We start from the raw sequence: 16,360 nt of genomic DNA on the forward strand, positions 1-16,360 counted from the left end.
CGTCCAGATACAAGGGGGGCGAGACTTATTGAGCCGTCAGGCGAAATTAGTCGCAGCGGGAAGGGTGTGCTGCGCAAGTGTTTGCAAACGACATATCGCCTTTTGTTAATGTCCGAATTGTTCGCCGCGCACGACGCCGGACGCAGCCAACTGCGTGTCGGCTTGATGCAGCAAGCGCGCCAGGCCGCTGTCGGTGCGGCTTTCTGCCCGCACCACCAGCACATCCTGCGTATTCGATGCGCGCAGCAGCCACCAGCCTTCGGGCGTATCGACGCGGACGCCGTCGATATCGTTCATTCGCGCGTTCGCGTTGCGCAGGCGCATGGCCACTTCGCCCACCACGGCGAACTTGCGGGCTTCGTCAACCTGGAAGCGCAATTCGGGCGTGTTGACCATGGCGGGCATGGCGCTGCGCATGGCTGTGACCGATGCGTCAAGGCGCACGGTTGCGGCGATGAGTCGGACCGCAGCATAAATGGCGTCGTCAAAGCCATAGTAGCGGTCGGCAAAACAGACATGGCCGCTCATTTCCCCACCCAGCAGTGCACCCGTTTCCTTCATTCTGGATTTTATCAGCGAATGTCCGGTCTTCCACATCTCAGGTTTGCCGCCGCGCTCTGAAATCCGTTCAAACAAGGCGCTGCTGCATTTCACATCGCCGATAATCCGGGCGTTTGGCGAGGTGGCCAGCACATCGTCTGCAAATATCGCCAGCAGTTGATCCCCCCAGATTGTCCGGCCCATGGCATCGATTGCTCCGATCCGGTCCCCATCGCCATCGAATGCCACTCCGAAGTCGAGGCTTCCCCGCGCGACAGCCTGCACGAGATCGGCAAGATTGGATTCCACAGTCGGATCAGGATGATGGTTGGGAAAATGGCCGTCCACGCTCGTAAACAAAAGGACATGGTTTCCCGGAAGGCGGGCGGTCAAAGCCTCGACCACGGGGCCGGCCGCACCGTTGCCGGTGTCCCAGGCGATGCGCAGGCCCTCCAGCGCAGCCTTGTCGATGCCATCCAGCCCCTGGATCAGCCGATCGACGTAAGCGTCCATGATGGCAAGGTCGGCGGTGTGGCCGGTGCCGGAAGCCCAACGGCCTTCATCGGCGATCCGCCGGAGATCGATTATGTCGGCCCCAAAGAACGGCCGCCCTTCAAGTACCATCTTGAAGCCATTGTGATTGGCGGGATTGTGGCTGCCGGTTACCTGAATGCCGCCCTGCACATCTGGAACTGAAGCTTCGGCATAGTAAAGCATCGGGGTTGGTCCCATGCCGATCCGCACCACGTCGATCCCGCTGGCGTTAAGCCCTTCGACCAGCGCATGTTCGAGGATCGGCGAACTCAGCCGTCCGTCATAGCCGACCACGACCCGCGTACCGCCGATCGCAGCAACCCGCGTTCCAAAGCTGCGCCCGATCGCGCGGGCATCGTCAGGTCCCAGCGTCTCACCGAAGACACCGCGAATGTCATATTCGCGCAGGATCGTCGGATCGAAAGTGTGCCGCATGTCCGCATTCCATCTGCAAAGGGGTGATCGGACAACGATGCCCCCGCACCAGCCGTTCCTTCGCTACCCGTTCCGCCGCTATCCGTTTCTGCGATCACCCAGCCGGGCAAGCAGCAGGTCGCGGGCGGCGTTGGCTTCGTGTACCGCTTCGCTCGATCCGCCGCGATCGGGGTGGACTTGCGTGATCAGGCGGCGATGCGCTTCGATCACCTCTTCATGGCCGGCGGTGGCCGATATGCCGAGCAGGTTGCGCGCCTTGGCCTCAGCGTTCATGCGGGGATCGCCTGCCAGCAATTCCCACGGCCAGCGCCCGGCCAGCAGCTTGCAGGCGATACTGACGAGCGCCGCAAGTGCCAGCAGCTTGATCATCAGGCCGCGCTCTCCAGCTTGGCGGGAGCGGCAGTGTCGGCGGTCTTCGCTGGGGTGGGCAGGTTAAGGCCCGAAACCAGCGTACGCAGCTCTTGCCGGGCAACAAGATGGCTGGTGCCAAGTTCCCCCAGATGCCCCTTGTCGAGCAGGGTCAGGCCGCTGGGGAACAGTTCGCGGTAGATCACACGTTCGGACAGGCCGCTGGCGATGCGGAAGCCGACGCGCTTTGACAGTTCGGTCAGCGCCGTATCGATGCGGCGCTGGTTGCGCGCTTCGGTATAGCCGGTACGGTTGCGCACGACGACCCAGTCCATCTCGCGTCTGGAATCCTTGATCGTCGCCATGGCCCGCTTCTTGCGCGCTTCCCAGATCAGTTCGGCGTAGAAAGACAGGCGGCGGACCTTGAACGTCTCGGCATCGACCTGTCCGATCAGATCGAAATCGACGAAGCTGTCATTCAGCGGGGTGACCAGCGTATCGGCGCGGGTGGCAACATGGCGCGCAAGCATATCATCACGGCCGGGCGTGTCGTAGACGATGAAATCGTGCGATTGCGAAAGCCGCTCGGTCATCGCGTCAAGCTCGTCGGCGCTCTGGCCGTCATAGACCTCGAATGTCGCGGTAGGCAGGGTGATCGAGCGGCGGCGCATGGTTTCCGCCCGGTTTTCCAGGTAGCGGTGCATCGTGCGCTGGCGGGCATCGAGATCGATCGCGGCCACGCGCGCGCCCTGATAGGCAAGCGCCACGGCAACGTGAACGGCCGTGGTGGACTTGCCGGTGCCGCCCTTTTCGTTGGCGAAGACAATGCGATGCGGGCCAATGGACAAGGGGGCGTACTCTCTGTTGGGTTGCGTTGCGCGGGCTTGCGAGAGGCCGCCTGCCCCCCTATCGCCCTTGCCATCGGACTTAGTGGAGAGGTGGCCCGCGTGCAAACCATCAATCAGCTTGTGAGCCTGCGCGAAGCGGTCGATGCGCTCAAAAACGGGGGAAAAAGCGTGGCGCTGGTCCCGACGATGGGCGCGCTGCACGAAGGCCATCTGACGCTGGTGCGCGAGGCGGCACGGCGCGCCGATCATGTGATCGTCTCGATCTTCGTCAACCCCCGCCAGTTCGGCCCCAACGAGGACCTCGACGCTTATCCGCGCCGCCTCGCCGCCGATGCCGCGCTGCTTGAGGCTGAGGGCGTGGCGCTGCTGTGGGCGCCGACCGTCGATCAGATGTATCCCCAGGGCTATGCCACCAACGTCTCGGTTTCAGGGGTGAGCGAAGTTGCCTGCGGTGCCGCGCGGCCGGGCCATTTCGATGGCGTGGCAACCGTGGTGTGCAAGCTGTTCAATCAGGTCCGCCCCGACATTGCGCTGTTCGGCGAGAAGGACTGGCAGCAACTGGCCGTGATCCGGCGCATGGCCCGCGATCTGGACCTGACCCTGCCCCATGCCGACGCCATCATCGGCGTGGAAACCGTGCGGGAGCCAAGCGGCCTCGCCATGAGCAGCCGCAACCAGTATCTGACCGCTGCGCAGCGCGAGCAGGCGGCGGGCCTTTCAGCCGGTATGCGTCGTGCGATAGCGGCAATTGAAGGCGGGGCCGATGTGGCGGAAAGCCTTGCAACGCTGAAGGCAAATGTGCTTGCGACAGGGTTCGACAGCATCGACTATGCCGACCTGCGCGATGCGGCGACGCTGGAGGAGGTGACCGTCTGGAACGGTCGCAAGGCCCGCCTGCTCGTTGCTGCCCGGATCGGCGGAACGCGGCTTATCGACAACATGGGGGTGGGACAATGACGATGACGAAGATTCAACCGGGCGCGGCGTTCAAGGAAAACCTTGCAGCGCTGCCGCCGATTGATGGGCTGGCTCACATGGATCTGATCGATGCAGGCGGCCATGTCGTGGCACGCATCCCCAATGAACCCGGCAAGCAAGGTTCGCTGGCGGTTTACCACTACCTCCAGCAATGCTTCGGCACGCTGGACGCCGCAGCGGCCACACATGGCCTTGATGTGTTTGCCGAGCATGTGGCCGATGCCAGGACGCGTCCGGGGGCGCATCCCAACATCGACAGGTTGCTGGACGTGGCGGCAAGCGGGCAAGCGTTGAGGATCGAGGTTTTCCGGGCCTGACCGATCAATATACCGGCGGATCGATCGTCGGCACGGCACGGACCGGGGCAACCGGTTCGCCCTCGGTGCGCGGTGGCAGAGCGTTTTCCGGCACATCTTCGATCTGCATGTCGCGGGTGGAGACATGTTCGAGGTTGCGCACACGTACCGTGATTTCGCCGCCTGCCAGCGTGAGTTCGTTAAAGCTGGGGGGGGTGGAGCGCACCCGCTGCGACAGTGTGCCAGCGCCGATCATCCGCACCGGGCCGTTGGGCGTCGGGTGAATCAGGTGGAACGGATCGTGGACATGCCCGGAAATCACGGCGCAGACATTGCGGCTTGCAAGCGCCGCCAGTGCGCGGCTGCCGCCACGGGTCAGCGCCTTGCCGCGCGTCCCGGCCTCGACCAGCGGATGATGGCATGCAACGACCGCGCGCGTTCCTGAGGGCAGGGCATCGATGGCCCGCAGGGTGTGGTTCAAGGCGGCCATGCCCACGGCGCCCTTGGACCAGTTGAGCCGCCACTGCGCGCGCGCGGTGGTCTTGAGCGGGACGATGGCGAGGCCCGGCAGATCGATTTCGCGCTCAAGCAGCGCTTCGATCGAGCGGAACCGGCGATAGGGATCGACGAACCGTTCAACCAGATTGAAGTAGGGCAGATCGTGATTGCCGACTTCAACCGTTACCGCCACGTCTAGCGACTTTATCCAGTGGCAGGCGGCGGTGAATTCACGATGGCGGGCGCGCATCGTCAGATCGCCGGTGATCGCTACGGCATCGGGCTTTTCGCGCGCGATGCACTGCGCCACCCAATCGAGCGCGCGACGATCTTCGAGTCCGAAATGAATGTCGCTGATATGGAACAGGCGGATCATGTCGGGCGCGGTGATCGTCGTTGTGGCATGGCGGGTCAATCCCCGGCAGGCTTCGTGGCGATGAAGTCCACCGGAAATACGATCCGTTCGAATCGTTCGCGCAGGTCGCCCTGCCGACGTTCGCCATCGATCATCAGCGCGATAGCGGAATCGCTTATGCAGTCGATCGCATCGAACTGGCCAAGGTCGTCGTGCGGTCCCTGGCGGAAATCACGTTTCACCAGCATGGCAAAGCCCTGCGCGGCAAAATCGGCAAGGTCGGCAAAGTCATAGCCATCGACATGGAGACCATTGCCGTGGGGGGCGATGCGCAGGGCGCGATAGCCGTCCGGCTTTCCAGCCGCTGGATCGGCGACCTTCACGCCGGGACCTTCGCGGGTTTCGCGCAGAGCCTTGGAAAACGTTTCGGCAATCGCCCCCAGATCAAGGTCGCGCACACCTTCGCGGACATCAGCCCACATCGCGCCCGGTCCCGCCAGCACTTCGACCAGCGCTGTCCCCTGGGAAGTGCGGACGGCTGGCTGACCGATGCGCCGGAAGCTGCCTGCGGCAAGATGTCCGGTAATCGTTTCAGGCGGCACATCGCCATGCAGCGCTTTGGACAGGAGGTTCATCGTGCCGCCGGGAAGGACGAGAATCGCACCATCCCAGCCCGTGGCGCTGGTTGCCGCAGCATTGATGGTTCCGTCGCCGGTGAATACCGCCAGGGTCCTGACTCCTGCCCTGGTCAAGTCTTCGCCAGTGGGCAGTTCCTCGTCGGGAAAGCAGATAATGCGAACAGGCGCGCACCCGATCGATTCGAGCGATGCGGCTATATCCTGCACGGCATCGTCGCTGTTGCTGCCGCTTGCCGCGTTGGTGACAAGCCAGAGTGGGGAAAGTTCCATGATGGCCGTGAAACCTGCAAAACCCGCGGTTGTTCCGCGGCGGAGGCTTGTCATACCCGATCGGTCAGGATCAGCCATGCCGAAAAGCTGTTGAGCACCGAATAGACCACATAGGCAATAGGTCCGCTGACATTGTCCTGTGCGGCGAACATCAGGGCGGCGACCAGCAACAGGAATTCCAGCACCATAGTGAAGCGCCCGCCCAGCGCGTGATAGAAGCGCGGCATGCGCCCGAGCAGGGGATGCCCGCTGTCCATGACCGCGCGGTGCAACGCGAAGTTGCCGATGCCCAGCAGGAACGTGATCAGAATCGCCATTGACCCTGACGATATGGCTTCGTCCGGCAAATGTCACACCTGCAGTTGGTGGACCTGTGCAAGCCGTTCGTCGGACAAGCCGCGCGTTTGTCGGACGCTACGGAAAGCTGGTCGAGGCGGGCGCGCTTCTGCCGGATCGTCGGCCTAGGGAAAATGCATGCGGTGGCTCACCAGACCCCCGACGACCCCCGAAGAGCCAAGGTTCGGTCACCGCAAACTTTCCCAGCCGGATGCGCTCCGGCCCTTGTTCAAAGGACGACGCCATGATCCGCAATTCCATGATCGCCGCAGGCCTCTTCGGTCTCGCTCTCTCTGTCAGCCAGCCCGCTTTCGCCAGCGAACGCAGCGTCGGCTATGCCGACCTCGACCTGACGACCGCTGCCGGCCAGGCCCAGCTCGATACGCGTCTCAAGCTGGCGGCCAAGGAAGTTTGCGGATTGACTCGCAAAGACGCCTCGTCCGCTGAAATGGAAGCATCGCGCCAGTGCTTTGCCAGATCCTTTGCCGATGCCCGGCGCGCCAAGCAGGACATCAAGCCGACGGCGCTGGCCGCGCGCTGAGCGAAGGCTTCACGGTTTGCCCGGCGGACCAGTCCCCCGTCCGGGCCAAACTCAAGGGGTCGCCGGTCAACCGGCGGCCCTTCTTTTGTCAGGACATCAGCCTGCTTCGTGCAGCTTGGCGGGGCGTTGTTCGGCTTCCAGTTCCGCACGGTCGCGCCACATCAGGCCATCGGGCTGAAGCATGCGGCCGTCCTGCGCACGAATGCCGATGGTGGCGATGGGCAGGCCATCGCGCGCATCGCAAAGCACCGGATTGGCCGGGACACCAAGCTGCCACTTCTCCCCCCATTGGCGCAGCGCCAGCATGGCGGGGAGCAGGTCGAGGCCCTTTGGCGTCAGGCGGTATTCGATCCGGCGGCGATCGTCTGCGCAATGTTCGCGCTTCAGGATGCCCACTTCGACGAGCCGTGACAGCCGGTTGGACAGGATGTTTCGCGCGATCCCAAGCGATTCGAGGAAATCCTCGAAATGGCGCACGCCGTTGAAGGCGGCGCGCAGGATCATGAACGACCAGCGTTCGCCCATCGCTTCGAGCGCGAGGGGCAGGCCGCAGAGGGCAATTTCGTTCAGAGGTTCGCGAAGTTTGTCCATGTCATCCCCGCCATAGCCCATCTGCGGCGTCCGGTTAAGTTTCTAGTTGCAACCTGCAACCTATATAGGTAAGTAGTGATTCGCAACGGAAATAGCATCCACCGGATGAACCACACCTGTTCCGTCGCCCAAAATCACTGTGTTCAGGGAAATCACCATGATCGTGTCAAACGGAAATGGCGCAGTGCGCCAGCTTCTCCCCGCGATTCTCGCACTGATCGGAACCACGGCCAGTTTCGCGCTGACAGCCGTCCCCACGCGGGCGGCCAATGGCCCGTTCTATTCGGCCAGGCTGACACGCCCGATGGATGGCCAGCAGAAGGTGATTCAGAAGGGCGTGCTGTGGAAATGCGTGGGCGCCGAATGCAGTGCTCCGCGCGATGCTTCGCGCCCGGTTATCGTTTGCGCCCGCCTGGCCCAGAAGGTTGGTCCGGTCGCGCGTTTCGCTACGCCGCAGGGTGATCTTGCCGCCGAAGATCTGGCCCGTTGCAACGCGGTCGCGGCCAACTGATCCGCTTTTCCAGCGCTCGCCGGGTTTCCCATACCTGACCCGGCAGGCCAACCGTGAGGGGGCGCGAACGGCATGTCTGTTCGCGGCCCTATTTTGCGCCTAAGCATGGCCGCCATGCGCTTCCTTGCTCCCGCCTTGCTCCTGTTCGCCCAGCCCGTCGCCGGTCTTGCCCAGACGGCCGATCAATCTGTTCCCGCGGCCTCCATGCTGACCGACGATCATCGCGCCGCATTGCGTTGCGCCGCCGCTTTCGCGATTGTCGCCACCGCCCAATCCAGTGGCGAAGCACTGCCCGGATGGCCGCCGCTGACCGTGCGGGGGAAGCGTTACTTTGCAGATACCGGGCTGGCAGTAATGAAAGACGCCGGCCTGGGCCGTGAAGCGGTGCGCGATCTGATCGCTGACGATGTGCGCGCCTTGCAGGTCGCGGCCGATCCTGACGCGGCGCTGGCTGCGCTGGCAAAGCCCTGCAGCGCGCGGCTGGACGCGACCGTTCCGCCACTTGCCTCGCCCGATCTCAAGCAATGCGCTGCAATCATGGCGCTGGCCTACGAGGATCTGTACGCCCGCGAAGGCCTGTCGCCTGCGGCGCGGGATATCAAGACACTGGCATCGGTGCTGGCATCGCGCGAGCGCGAGGCGTTGATTGCCCTTGGCCGCACCGGTGACGAGGCCGACCGGACTCTGGCGCAAGCGCGCGCGGCGATGGTGGCGGAAGCCGAAGACGGCAAGGGCGGCATCGACAAGTACGACATCGCCCACTGTTACGAACTGGCGAAGCCGACCGAGAAGACGCACTATTGAGGATGGGGCGGGACATCACCATATCTGCGCCCGAAGGAGATCCCCGCAATGTCCGACAAGCTCAACCTGACCGATGCCGAATGGCGTGAACGTCTTTCGCCGGAACAATACCACGTGCTGCGCCAGGGCGGCACCGAGCGCGCGTTTACCGGCGCGTACGAAAAGAACAAGGCGGCTGGCGATTACACTTGCGCCGGATGCGGCGCGCCGCTGTTCACGTCTGAAACCAAGTACGACAGCGGATCGGGCTGGCCCAGTTTCTACGCCCCGGTCGATGCCGATGTGGTGGACGAACATCGCGATACTGCGCATGGCATGGTCCGTACCGAAGTGCGGTGCGCGCGTTGCGACGGGCACCTTGGCCATGTCTTTCCCGATGGACCCAATCCCACGGGCCTGCGCTATTGCATGAACAGCGCATCGCTGGACTTTGTCCCGAAGGACTGAATGGCGTTCGTCGGGCGTCAGGCATGGCCCGACGATTTAGCGGTTAACCCTGCGTTACGATTGCCCTATGCATGGGGCCGCAATGCGCAGGGTGTCGCGCCTGACCCCGTCGGCGCCATTATGAGGGAAGCGGTACAAGACTGATGGCCAGACGGGACAATCCCCGCCGCCCCGATGGTGGCCGGTCTTCTCCGCCTGCACCCCGCCCATCGGCACTGCGCCGCTGGTTCGGGCGTCTGCTGGTATGGGGTGCAGGATTCACCCTGCTGGGTGTGGTTGCACTGGTTGTGGCGGTTGCCGTCACGGCCCGTTCGCTGCCCGGCTATCAGGAACTCAAGTCCAGCCAAACCGGCCAGATGATCGTGGTGCGCGCAGCGGACGGTTCGGAAATCGTCACGCTGGGGCCAAGTTATGGCAAGTGGGTTCCGTACGAACGCATCCCTCAGGTGATGAAGGATGCGATGATCTCGGTCGAGGACCGGCGCTATCGCAGCCATTGGGGCGTCGATCCCATCGGCATCGTGCGCTCCTTGATGGTGCGCGTGGAAAGCGGCACGTGGAAGCAGGGCGGGTCCACGATCACCCAGCAGCTGGCGCGCAACATCTTCCTCAACAACACCAAGACATTCGGGCGCAAGGCGCGCGAATGGGTGCTGGCGCTGGCGCTGGAACAGAAATTTTCCAAGGATCAGGTCCTCGAACTGTACCTGAACAAGGTCTACTTCGGCGGCGGCGCCTATGGCATCGATTCCGCCGCGCGCAAGTTCTTCGGCCATGCGGGCGAGGAGATCACCCTGCCCGAAGCGGCGATCATTGCCGGGCTGGTCAAGGCGCCTTCGCGCTATTCGCCCACCGCCGATGCCGATGCCGCCGTGGGGCGCGGCGGCGTGGTGTTGCAGACCATGGTCAGCAATGGCGTGGTGACCGCCAGCGAAGCGGCAGCGGTTGACCTCAAGAAGGTCAAGATGGTCGAGGACCGCGCGAGCCAGAATTCGGCGCGGTATTTCACCGACTGGGCCTTGCCCCAGCTTGATCTGTTCCTGCCCGAAAATGACCAGCCGATCGAGGTGTGGACCACGCTCGATCCGGTAATGCAGCGCGCCGCGACCAATGCCATCGCGGGGTTCGCACCCAAGGGTGCACAAGGTGCGCTGGTCTCGCTCGACCGCGACGGCGCAGTGCTGGCGATGGTCGGCGGCACTGATTACGTGACATCGAATTACAACCGCGCGGTCAATGCCGTGCGCCAGCCGGGTTCGGCGTGGAAGCTGTTCGTCTATCTCTCGGCGCTGGAAGCCGGGTACACGCCCGATGATCGGGTAGTGGACGAGCCGGTGACGATCGATGGCTGGACTCCACGCAACGATGGTGCGCGCTACGCCGGGGAAATCGATCTGCGCACCGCTTTCGCCTATTCGAAGAACACCGTGGCGGCGCAGCTTGGCAACGAGGTGGGCTTTGGCAGCGTGGCCAACATGGCGCGGCGGCTGGGCATCACCACGCCGATCAACACCCTGCCATCGATGGTCCTCGGATCGTCCGACGTGCGCGTGATCGACATGGTCAGGGCGTTTGCGGCGGTGCAGGCCAAGGGCATGTCAGTGGTGCCCTATGGTATCCGCAAGGTGACGACGACTGACGGCGAACTGCTTTACAGCCACCGGCCGGAATCCTCGCAGCAACTGATCCCCAACTATGTCGCGGCGGGAATGACCGACCTGATGCAGACCGCCGTCAACATCGGCACGGGCCGCGCCGCGCAGATCGGCCGACCGGTGGCGGGCAAGACCGGCACGACAACGTCCAACAAGGACGGCTGGTTTCTTGGCTTTTCCAGCGGGATCACCACAGGGGTGTGGATGGGCCGCGACGATGCCAAGGCTGTGCCCGGCCTGCAGGGCGGTGCCGCGCCCGCGCGCGCCTTTGCCGCCTATATGAAGGTTGCCACGGCCAAGCGCCCGGTCGAAAAGTTCGATACCGAACTGAAACTGCCGCAATGGCAGCTTGAGCCTGATGACGAGGCGATGCTGGGCAGCCCGGACGAATACTTCTATGTCGACGAGCAGGGCAATCTGGTCGATCCTTCGCGGCGGGAGCGTGTACCCGATCCGCAGATCATCGAAGATCCCGATGCGTCGGTCGAGGGCATGCCGCCCGACGTGCCGCAAGCGGCGAACGACGATTTCCTGAACCGGGCGACCGGACGGCAGCGTCCGCCACCACCTCTTCCGTCGCCGTGACAGCACGGCATGGCGCGGAATTATCGGGCGCCTGAACCTTTTGCGCAGTTGTTCGTTTGCTTATCCGATAGGAGGCTTTTGCCTCCTGCTGAGGAGACACGCACATGAGCCTGTTGCAATGGGCCGCCGTTGGCGCGGCCGGATACGCCATCTATCGTGCCGTTCAGGGCAAGAAGGCAGAAACCAGCCACGTCGCATTTGCCGATGGCGAACCTGCTGACAAGAACTTCGCGCAAGTCCGTTCTGCCGGGGTCGAGGGTATGCGCTCCGATCCCAAGCAGTGGGACAAGACCGATCAGGCGTCGGACGAAAGCTTCCCGGCGAGCGATCCCCCCGCAACCTATTGATTTGGGATCACCGCATAGCGAAAGGGCCGCCCCGATAAGGAGCGGCCCTTTCTGTTTGTCGGCAGCAAATTCACATCATCGCAGGCGGACCGGCAGGTATTGGGCGGGACCACCACGACGCTGAATGCGCAGCAGCACAGCCTCGCGGCCTTCGGTCTTTGCCGTCCGCACGATCCGTTCCAGATCGGCGAGGTTGGCCACGTTCACATAATTGGCGGACAGCACGATATCGCCCCGTTGCAGGCCCTTGGCTGCCGCATCCGACGATGCATCGACCGCAGTGATGACCACGCCCTTGGCATCTTCGCCCGCACCAAGCTGTCGGGCGATCTGCGGCGTCAGCGGAATGGCCACGACACCGAGTGATGATTGCAGCACACTGGGGCCTTGCTGAGGCTTGCCGGCAAAGCTGTCGTCATCCTGCTGCGCATCGGGATCGAAGCTCTGCTGCGCCAGCTCCTCTTCGGTGGGACGCTTGCCGACCACGGTCTGTACGGTCAGGCGCTGGCCATTGCGGATCAGTTCGATCGGAATGCGCTTGCCCGGCGTGGTGTTGGCAACGATGAACGACAGCGTCTGGTCGGGCGAAACCTCCTTGCCATCGACCTTGACCACAACGTCGCCCGCCTGGATTCCGGCCTTGGCTGCGGCCTGCGCAGGTTCCACCGCCTGAATGAACTCGCCGCGATTCTTGGGCAGGCCAAGTGAAGCGGCAAGGTCTTCGGAAAGGGGCTGAATCCGTACGCCAAGATAGCCGCGTTCGATCGCCTGCCCCGCGCGGAGCTTGTCCACGATGGGCGCGGCAACTTCTGCCGGGATGGCAAAGCCGATGCCGACCGACCCGCCGGTGGGCGAGAAGATGGCGTTGTTGATGCCGATCACGTTGCCCTGCATGTCGAACATCGGACCACCCGAATTGCCCCGGTTGATCGAAGCGTCGGTCTGAAGGTAGCGATCATAGGCCGAGCCGGAGCCGGTGTTGCGATAGACCGCCGAGACGATCCCCTGCGTCACCGTGCCGCCAAGGCCGAACGGGTTGCCGATGGCGATCACCCAGTCACCCACGCGCGCCTTGCGCGAATCGCCGAACTTCACGAATGGAAACGGCTTGGGCGCGCTGATCTTCAGCACGGCCAGGTCCGATGCGGCATCCTTCCCGACCAGCTTCGCCGGATATTCGGTGCCGTCGGGCGTGGTCACGGTGATCGATTCGACCTCGCCCTGCCCGTCCGCGGTGATCACGTGGTTGTTGGTGACAACATAGCCATCGGCCGAGATGATGAAGCCCGAACCCAGCGACTGCGCCTCACGCGTCTGCGGACCGTTGCCTTGTCCACCTCCGAACAGATCGCCGAACGGCGTGCCCGCGAACGGGTTGCTGTTCTGCACTTTCACCCGTTGACGGGTGGAGATGTTGACCACTGCCGGTTGCAACTGCTGTGTCAGGTCGGCAAAGCTCGATGGAGCGCCGGCGCGTGGAACCACTGTCCGCATCTCGGACTGGTCGTTCTGGGCAACCTGCGCGCCCGCCGGAAAGCCGGTGGCCAGGGTCAGTGCACTGCCAGCCAGAAGCAGCGCCGAAGTCACACCGTAAGCATATCGCACGTGGTCTGGTCCTCTTTATCTACATGGCCCACCCGATGGGGCGCCAAATCACTTTGCCGATTCACGCCGTTCTGCCTGAACGGATTTTGAATGGGCCGATTCGTTGACGTTCATCTGCCGCCCGTCACTTGCCCCGGAACTGCTTCAGGTATTCGTTATCGGGTGAAAGCACGACCGAGGTGCTCGATCCCTTCTGCGAGAACGTGGCATCATAGCTCTGCATCGCGCGATAGAAATCATAGAAAGCCGGGTCCTTGTTGAAAGCATCCGCATACGTCTTGGCAGCGGTTGCCTCGGCCGTGGCGCGGATGATCTGTGCGGTCTTCTGACCTTGCGCGCGAAGGGTTGCGGCTTCCTGCTGGCGCGCGGTGGCCATGCGGGTGAATGCCGATTCGAGCGGGCTGCCTTCGGGCAAGTCGGCACGCTTGATCCGCACATCGATGATCTGCGCGCCATATTCGCGCGCCTCACGGTCAAGCCCGGCGCGGATCTGCTCCATCGCCCTGCCACGGTCGGCCGTCAGCAGCGATCCGAAGCTGCGCTTGCCCAGTTCCTGCCGCAGTGCCGAATTGAGGATGGGCTGGAGCTGTTCGGTCACCCGCTCGGTTGTTCCCGCCGTCTGCACCATCCGCACCGGGTCGATGATGCGGAAGCGCGCAAAGGCGTCCACTTCAAGGCGGCGCTGGTCAGCCGATAGCACCTGCTGGCGCTCCATATCCAGATCGAGGATGCGGCGGTCGATCTCGACCACCTGTTCCATGAACGGGATGCGCCAGATCACGCCCGCGCCGGTCTGGCCGAATTCCACATCGGGACGGAAGCGGTTGATCACACGGTCGGGCTGACCCAGCCGCACGACCACGGCCTGCGTCTTTTCGTCCACGATCTTGAGGCAGCTTCCCGCCGCGACGAGCGCGACGGCGGCGGCGATGATCGGCAGCTTGTGGTCATTCCACAGCGTTTGCAGGAAGGTCATGTCAGTTGCCCCCTTCCGCTGGTTTGGGCTGCGTACGCTTCATTTCGGGCAGGGGCAGGTAGGACTGCACATTGTTAGATTCGAGGATGACCTTGTCGGTCTGGCTCAACACGCGCTCCATCGTTTCGTAATACATGCGGCGGCGGGTCACTTCCGGTGCCAGCTTGTACTGTTCATAGACCTTGTCGAATGCGGTCGCCTCACCCCCTGCGCGGGCAGTGAGCTGTTGCGCCCACGCCTGCGCGCGGTTGATCTCGCTCTGCGCGTCCTGCTGGGCGGCCAGCACTTCCTTGAACGCATCGACGACCTTGGCCGGCGGATCGGTCTTCTTGATGTCCACGCCCTGAATCATCACGCCGGAACGATAGGCATCCAGCACGCGCTGCATGCGGTCGCGCACGTTCTGTTCGATCTGCTGGCGGCCCGAACCCATCGCGTCGTTCAGCGTCACTTCGGCGATCGACTGGCGCATCGCGGCTTCGGCCACTTCGCGCACGGTCTGGTCGGGATCGGCCAGCTGGAAGGAATACTGCTTCAGGTCCTTGATGTTCCAGCGCACCAGATAGGTCAGATCGACGAGGTTCTGGTCCCCGGTCAGCATCAGCTTCTCGCCATCGCCTTCGGGAATGGAGGCGCGACGGATCGAGGTCACGTCGGTCACGCTCACCGACTGGATCGGCCAGGGCATGGTCAGCGCCATGCCGGAATCAAGTGTGCGGCTGTAGGAGCCGAAGGTGGTGACCACGCCCTTTTCCTGCGGTGCAATGCGGTGGACCATCGATGCGCCAAGCCACAGGGCCAGGATCACCGCGATGCCATAGGGCGCCCAGGATTTGCCATCGGGGCGCTGCGGCAGGCGCGGCATGGTCGGACCGCGACCGCCCCCGCCATTGCCGCCGCCGCCCTTGCGGGCGCGGAAGATGTCTTCGATATTGGGGCCACGCTTTTGCGGCTCACCGGACTGTGGCGGCAGCCATGGGTTGCGCGGGCCTTCAGTCGGCGGCGCATCGCCTTGCGGTGCAGAGCCTGCATCGCCGGGCGCAGCCGGTTCGCTGCCTTCAGATCCGCCTCCCGATCCCCAGGGGCTTTTCTTGCCAGCCATGAAAAATCCCCGTTCCCGGCCCAATCGCGCGATCCATCCAGCCTGTTCAGTCATGCAGACTGTTATAGGAACGGTTCGCGCGAAAAACAGTGTCCATTCCCCAAAATTCATCTGCTAGGAGGCTGGCTGCAAATGAGCAGGGAATTGGTGTGAGCATTAGCGAAGATGCGCTGCGCGAAGCGGTGCAGGGTGTGGCGGGTGACAGGCTGCAGACGTGCAAGCTGGCCGATGGCGTGGCGACGATCATGCTGGAAGTGGGCGGGCTGGAGCGGCTCGATCGTGACAAGCTGGAAATGGCGGTGCGCGATGCGGTGCGGCAGGCAGGCGTTGGCGAAGTACGGCTGGGGATGACCGCCGAACGCAAGGCGCGGGTGATCATCGCCGTGGGATCGGGCAAGGGCGGCGTGGGCAAGTCGACGCTTTCGGCCAACCTCGCCGTCGCCATGGCGCGGCTTGGGCGCAAGGTGGGCCTTGTCGATGCCGATATCTACGGCCCCTCGCAACCGCGCCTCCTGTCCACGGAAGGCCGCCGCCCTGAGGCTGAGGGCAACAAGATGATCCCGATTCCCAGCCCTTATGGCGTCCCGATGCTGTCGATGGGTCATCTGGTTCAGCCGGGGCAGGCCATTGCCTGGCGCGGGCCGATGGCGGGCAATGCTCTGGGCCAGTTGATCGACGCGCACTGGGGCGATGTCGAGATCATCGTGGTCGATCTGCCGCCGGGCACCGGCGATGTGCAATTGACCATGCTTGCCAAGCACAAGCCCGCGGGTGCGGTGATCGTCTCGACCCCGCAGGATCTGGCGCTGATGGATGCGACACGCGCCATCGGCCTGTTCGAGCAGGGGCAGGTGCCCCTCATCGGCATGGTCGAGAACATGGCGGGCTATATCTGTCCGCACTGCGGAGAGGAAAGCGATCCGTTCGGCCATGGCGGCGCGGAAGCAGCGGCCAGGACCATGGGCCTGCCGTTCCTTGGGCGCGTACCGCTCGACCTTGCGATCCGGCGCGAGAGCGACGCGGGCAATCCGCCCGCCGCCGGAGACAGCCCGCAGGCAGAAGCGTTCCTGTCCATCGCCAGCGGTGTTCTGGCCTGGCTTGACGCGAAGCGCTGACGCCG

General features: G+C 63.7%; 19 protein-coding genes. 9 read left to right on the forward strand and 10 right to left on the reverse strand.

What is annotated here, in order from left to right:
* Positions 1-105 precede the first annotated feature (105 nt).
* The 3 genes from pgmG to LUA85_RS00420 form a co-directional block, all read right to left on the reverse strand.
* Positions 106-1,509 (reverse strand): phosphoglucomutase/phosphomannomutase PgmG, encoded by a 1,404-nt coding sequence (gene pgmG / locus LUA85_RS00410; RefSeq protein ID WP_231466350.1) that lies wholly within the window; start codon positions 1,507-1,509, stop codon positions 106-108.
* Between the two features lie 78 nt (positions 1,510-1,587).
* Complete coding sequence (locus LUA85_RS00415; RefSeq protein WP_231466351.1) at positions 1,588-1,878, reverse strand: molecular chaperone DnaJ; 291 nt, start codon at positions 1,876-1,878, stop codon at positions 1,588-1,590.
* The gene (locus tag LUA85_RS00420) at positions 1,878-2,699 is read right to left on the reverse strand and encodes a division plane positioning ATPase MipZ (RefSeq protein ID WP_231471717.1); all 822 of its coding nucleotides are present in this window, start codon (positions 2,697-2,699) and stop codon (positions 1,878-1,880) included. Before LUA85_RS00420 ends, LUA85_RS00415 begins: the two co-directional genes overlap by 1 nt.
* A gap of 105 nt (positions 2,700-2,804) precedes the next feature.
* Between LUA85_RS00420 and panC the strand changes: the two genes are divergently transcribed.
* Positions 2,805-3,662 carry a pantoate--beta-alanine ligase gene (gene panC, locus LUA85_RS00425; RefSeq protein WP_231466352.1) on the forward strand — a complete coding sequence of 286 codons (858 nt, stop codon included), beginning with the start codon at positions 2,805-2,807 and terminating at the stop codon, positions 3,660-3,662.
* Complete coding sequence (locus LUA85_RS00430; RefSeq protein ID WP_231466353.1) at positions 3,659-4,000, forward strand: DUF2322 family protein; 342 nt, start codon at positions 3,659-3,661, stop codon at positions 3,998-4,000. Before panC ends, LUA85_RS00430 begins: the two co-directional genes overlap by 4 nt.
* A 4-nt stretch (positions 4,001-4,004) precedes the next feature.
* On the opposite strand, the gene LUA85_RS00435 is transcribed toward LUA85_RS00430, so the two are convergent.
* From LUA85_RS00435 to LUA85_RS00445, 3 genes are read right to left on the reverse strand one after another with little or no spacing between them, the layout of a single operon-like run.
* The gene (locus tag LUA85_RS00435; protein WP_231471718.1) at positions 4,005-4,853 is read right to left on the reverse strand and encodes a metallophosphoesterase; all 849 of its coding nucleotides are present in this window, start codon (positions 4,851-4,853) and stop codon (positions 4,005-4,007) included.
* A 35-nt stretch (positions 4,854-4,888) separates the two neighbouring features.
* Complete coding sequence (locus LUA85_RS00440) at positions 4,889-5,740, reverse strand: diacylglycerol kinase family protein (RefSeq protein ID WP_231466354.1); 852 nt, start codon at positions 5,738-5,740, stop codon at positions 4,889-4,891.
* 50 nt (positions 5,741-5,790) lie between these two features.
* Positions 5,791-6,057 carry a hypothetical protein gene (locus LUA85_RS00445; protein WP_231466355.1) on the reverse strand — a complete coding sequence of 89 codons (267 nt, stop codon included), beginning with the start codon at positions 6,055-6,057 and terminating at the stop codon, positions 5,791-5,793.
* A 263-nt stretch (positions 6,058-6,320) separates the two neighbouring features.
* Here LUA85_RS00445 and LUA85_RS00450 point away from each other — a divergent pair, with 263 nt between their 5' ends.
* Entirely contained in the window at positions 6,321-6,617 is a 297-nt protein-coding gene (locus LUA85_RS00450; protein WP_231466356.1) for a UrcA family protein, read from the forward strand.
* 96 nt (positions 6,618-6,713) lie between these two features.
* On the opposite strand, the gene LUA85_RS00455 is transcribed toward LUA85_RS00450, so the two are convergent.
* Positions 6,714-7,208, reverse strand: a complete 495-nt coding sequence (locus tag LUA85_RS00455; protein ID WP_231466357.1) for a helix-turn-helix domain-containing protein — start codon at positions 7,206-7,208, stop codon at positions 6,714-6,716.
* A 157-nt stretch (positions 7,209-7,365) separates the two neighbouring features.
* Here LUA85_RS00455 and LUA85_RS00460 point away from each other — a divergent pair, with 157 nt between their 5' ends.
* From LUA85_RS00460 to LUA85_RS00480, 5 genes are all read left to right on the forward strand, one after another.
* On the forward strand, positions 7,366-7,719 hold the full coding sequence (locus LUA85_RS00460) for a hypothetical protein (RefSeq protein ID WP_231466358.1): 354 nt from the start codon (positions 7,366-7,368) through the stop codon (positions 7,717-7,719).
* A gap of 105 nt (positions 7,720-7,824) precedes the next feature.
* Positions 7,825-8,523 (forward strand): hypothetical protein, encoded by a 699-nt coding sequence (locus LUA85_RS00465; RefSeq protein WP_231466359.1) that lies wholly within the window; start codon positions 7,825-7,827, stop codon positions 8,521-8,523.
* Between the two features lie 48 nt (positions 8,524-8,571).
* Complete coding sequence (gene msrB, locus LUA85_RS00470; protein WP_231466360.1) at positions 8,572-8,970, forward strand: peptide-methionine (R)-S-oxide reductase MsrB; 399 nt, start codon at positions 8,572-8,574, stop codon at positions 8,968-8,970.
* Between the two features lie 143 nt (positions 8,971-9,113).
* Positions 9,114-11,210 carry a transglycosylase domain-containing protein gene (locus LUA85_RS00475; protein ID WP_231466361.1) on the forward strand — a complete coding sequence of 699 codons (2,097 nt, stop codon included), beginning with the start codon at positions 9,114-9,116 and terminating at the stop codon, positions 11,208-11,210.
* Positions 11,211-11,314: 104 nt separating this feature from the next.
* On the forward strand, positions 11,315-11,557 hold the full coding sequence (locus tag LUA85_RS00480) for a hypothetical protein (protein WP_231466362.1): 243 nt from the start codon (positions 11,315-11,317) through the stop codon (positions 11,555-11,557).
* Positions 11,558-11,632: 75 nt separating this feature from the next.
* Here LUA85_RS00480 and LUA85_RS00485 read toward each other — a convergent pair whose 3' ends face one another.
* The 3 genes from LUA85_RS00485 to hflK all read right to left on the reverse strand — a co-directional run bounded on the left by LUA85_RS00485 (position 11,633) and on the right by hflK (position 15,240).
* Positions 11,633-13,162 carry a Do family serine endopeptidase gene (locus tag LUA85_RS00485; protein ID WP_231466363.1) on the reverse strand — a complete coding sequence of 510 codons (1,530 nt, stop codon included), beginning with the start codon at positions 13,160-13,162 and terminating at the stop codon, positions 11,633-11,635.
* Between the two features lie 124 nt (positions 13,163-13,286).
* Complete coding sequence (hflC, locus tag LUA85_RS00490) at positions 13,287-14,138, reverse strand: protease modulator HflC (RefSeq protein ID WP_371823629.1); 852 nt, start codon at positions 14,136-14,138, stop codon at positions 13,287-13,289.
* A gap of 1 nt (position 14,139) precedes the next feature.
* Complete coding sequence (hflK, locus tag LUA85_RS00495; RefSeq protein ID WP_231471720.1) at positions 14,140-15,240, reverse strand: FtsH protease activity modulator HflK; 1,101 nt, start codon at positions 15,238-15,240, stop codon at positions 14,140-14,142.
* A gap of 347 nt (positions 15,241-15,587) precedes the next feature.
* Here hflK and LUA85_RS00500 point away from each other — a divergent pair, with 347 nt between their 5' ends.
* Positions 15,588-16,355 (forward strand): Mrp/NBP35 family ATP-binding protein, encoded by a 768-nt coding sequence (locus LUA85_RS00500; protein ID WP_231471721.1) that lies wholly within the window; start codon positions 15,588-15,590, stop codon positions 16,353-16,355.
* Positions 16,356-16,360 lie beyond the last annotated feature (5 nt).

This window comes from Novosphingobium sp. CECT 9465, assembly GCF_920987055.1.
In the GTDB taxonomy this organism is placed as follows: Bacteria; Pseudomonadota; Alphaproteobacteria; order Sphingomonadales; family Sphingomonadaceae; genus Novosphingobium.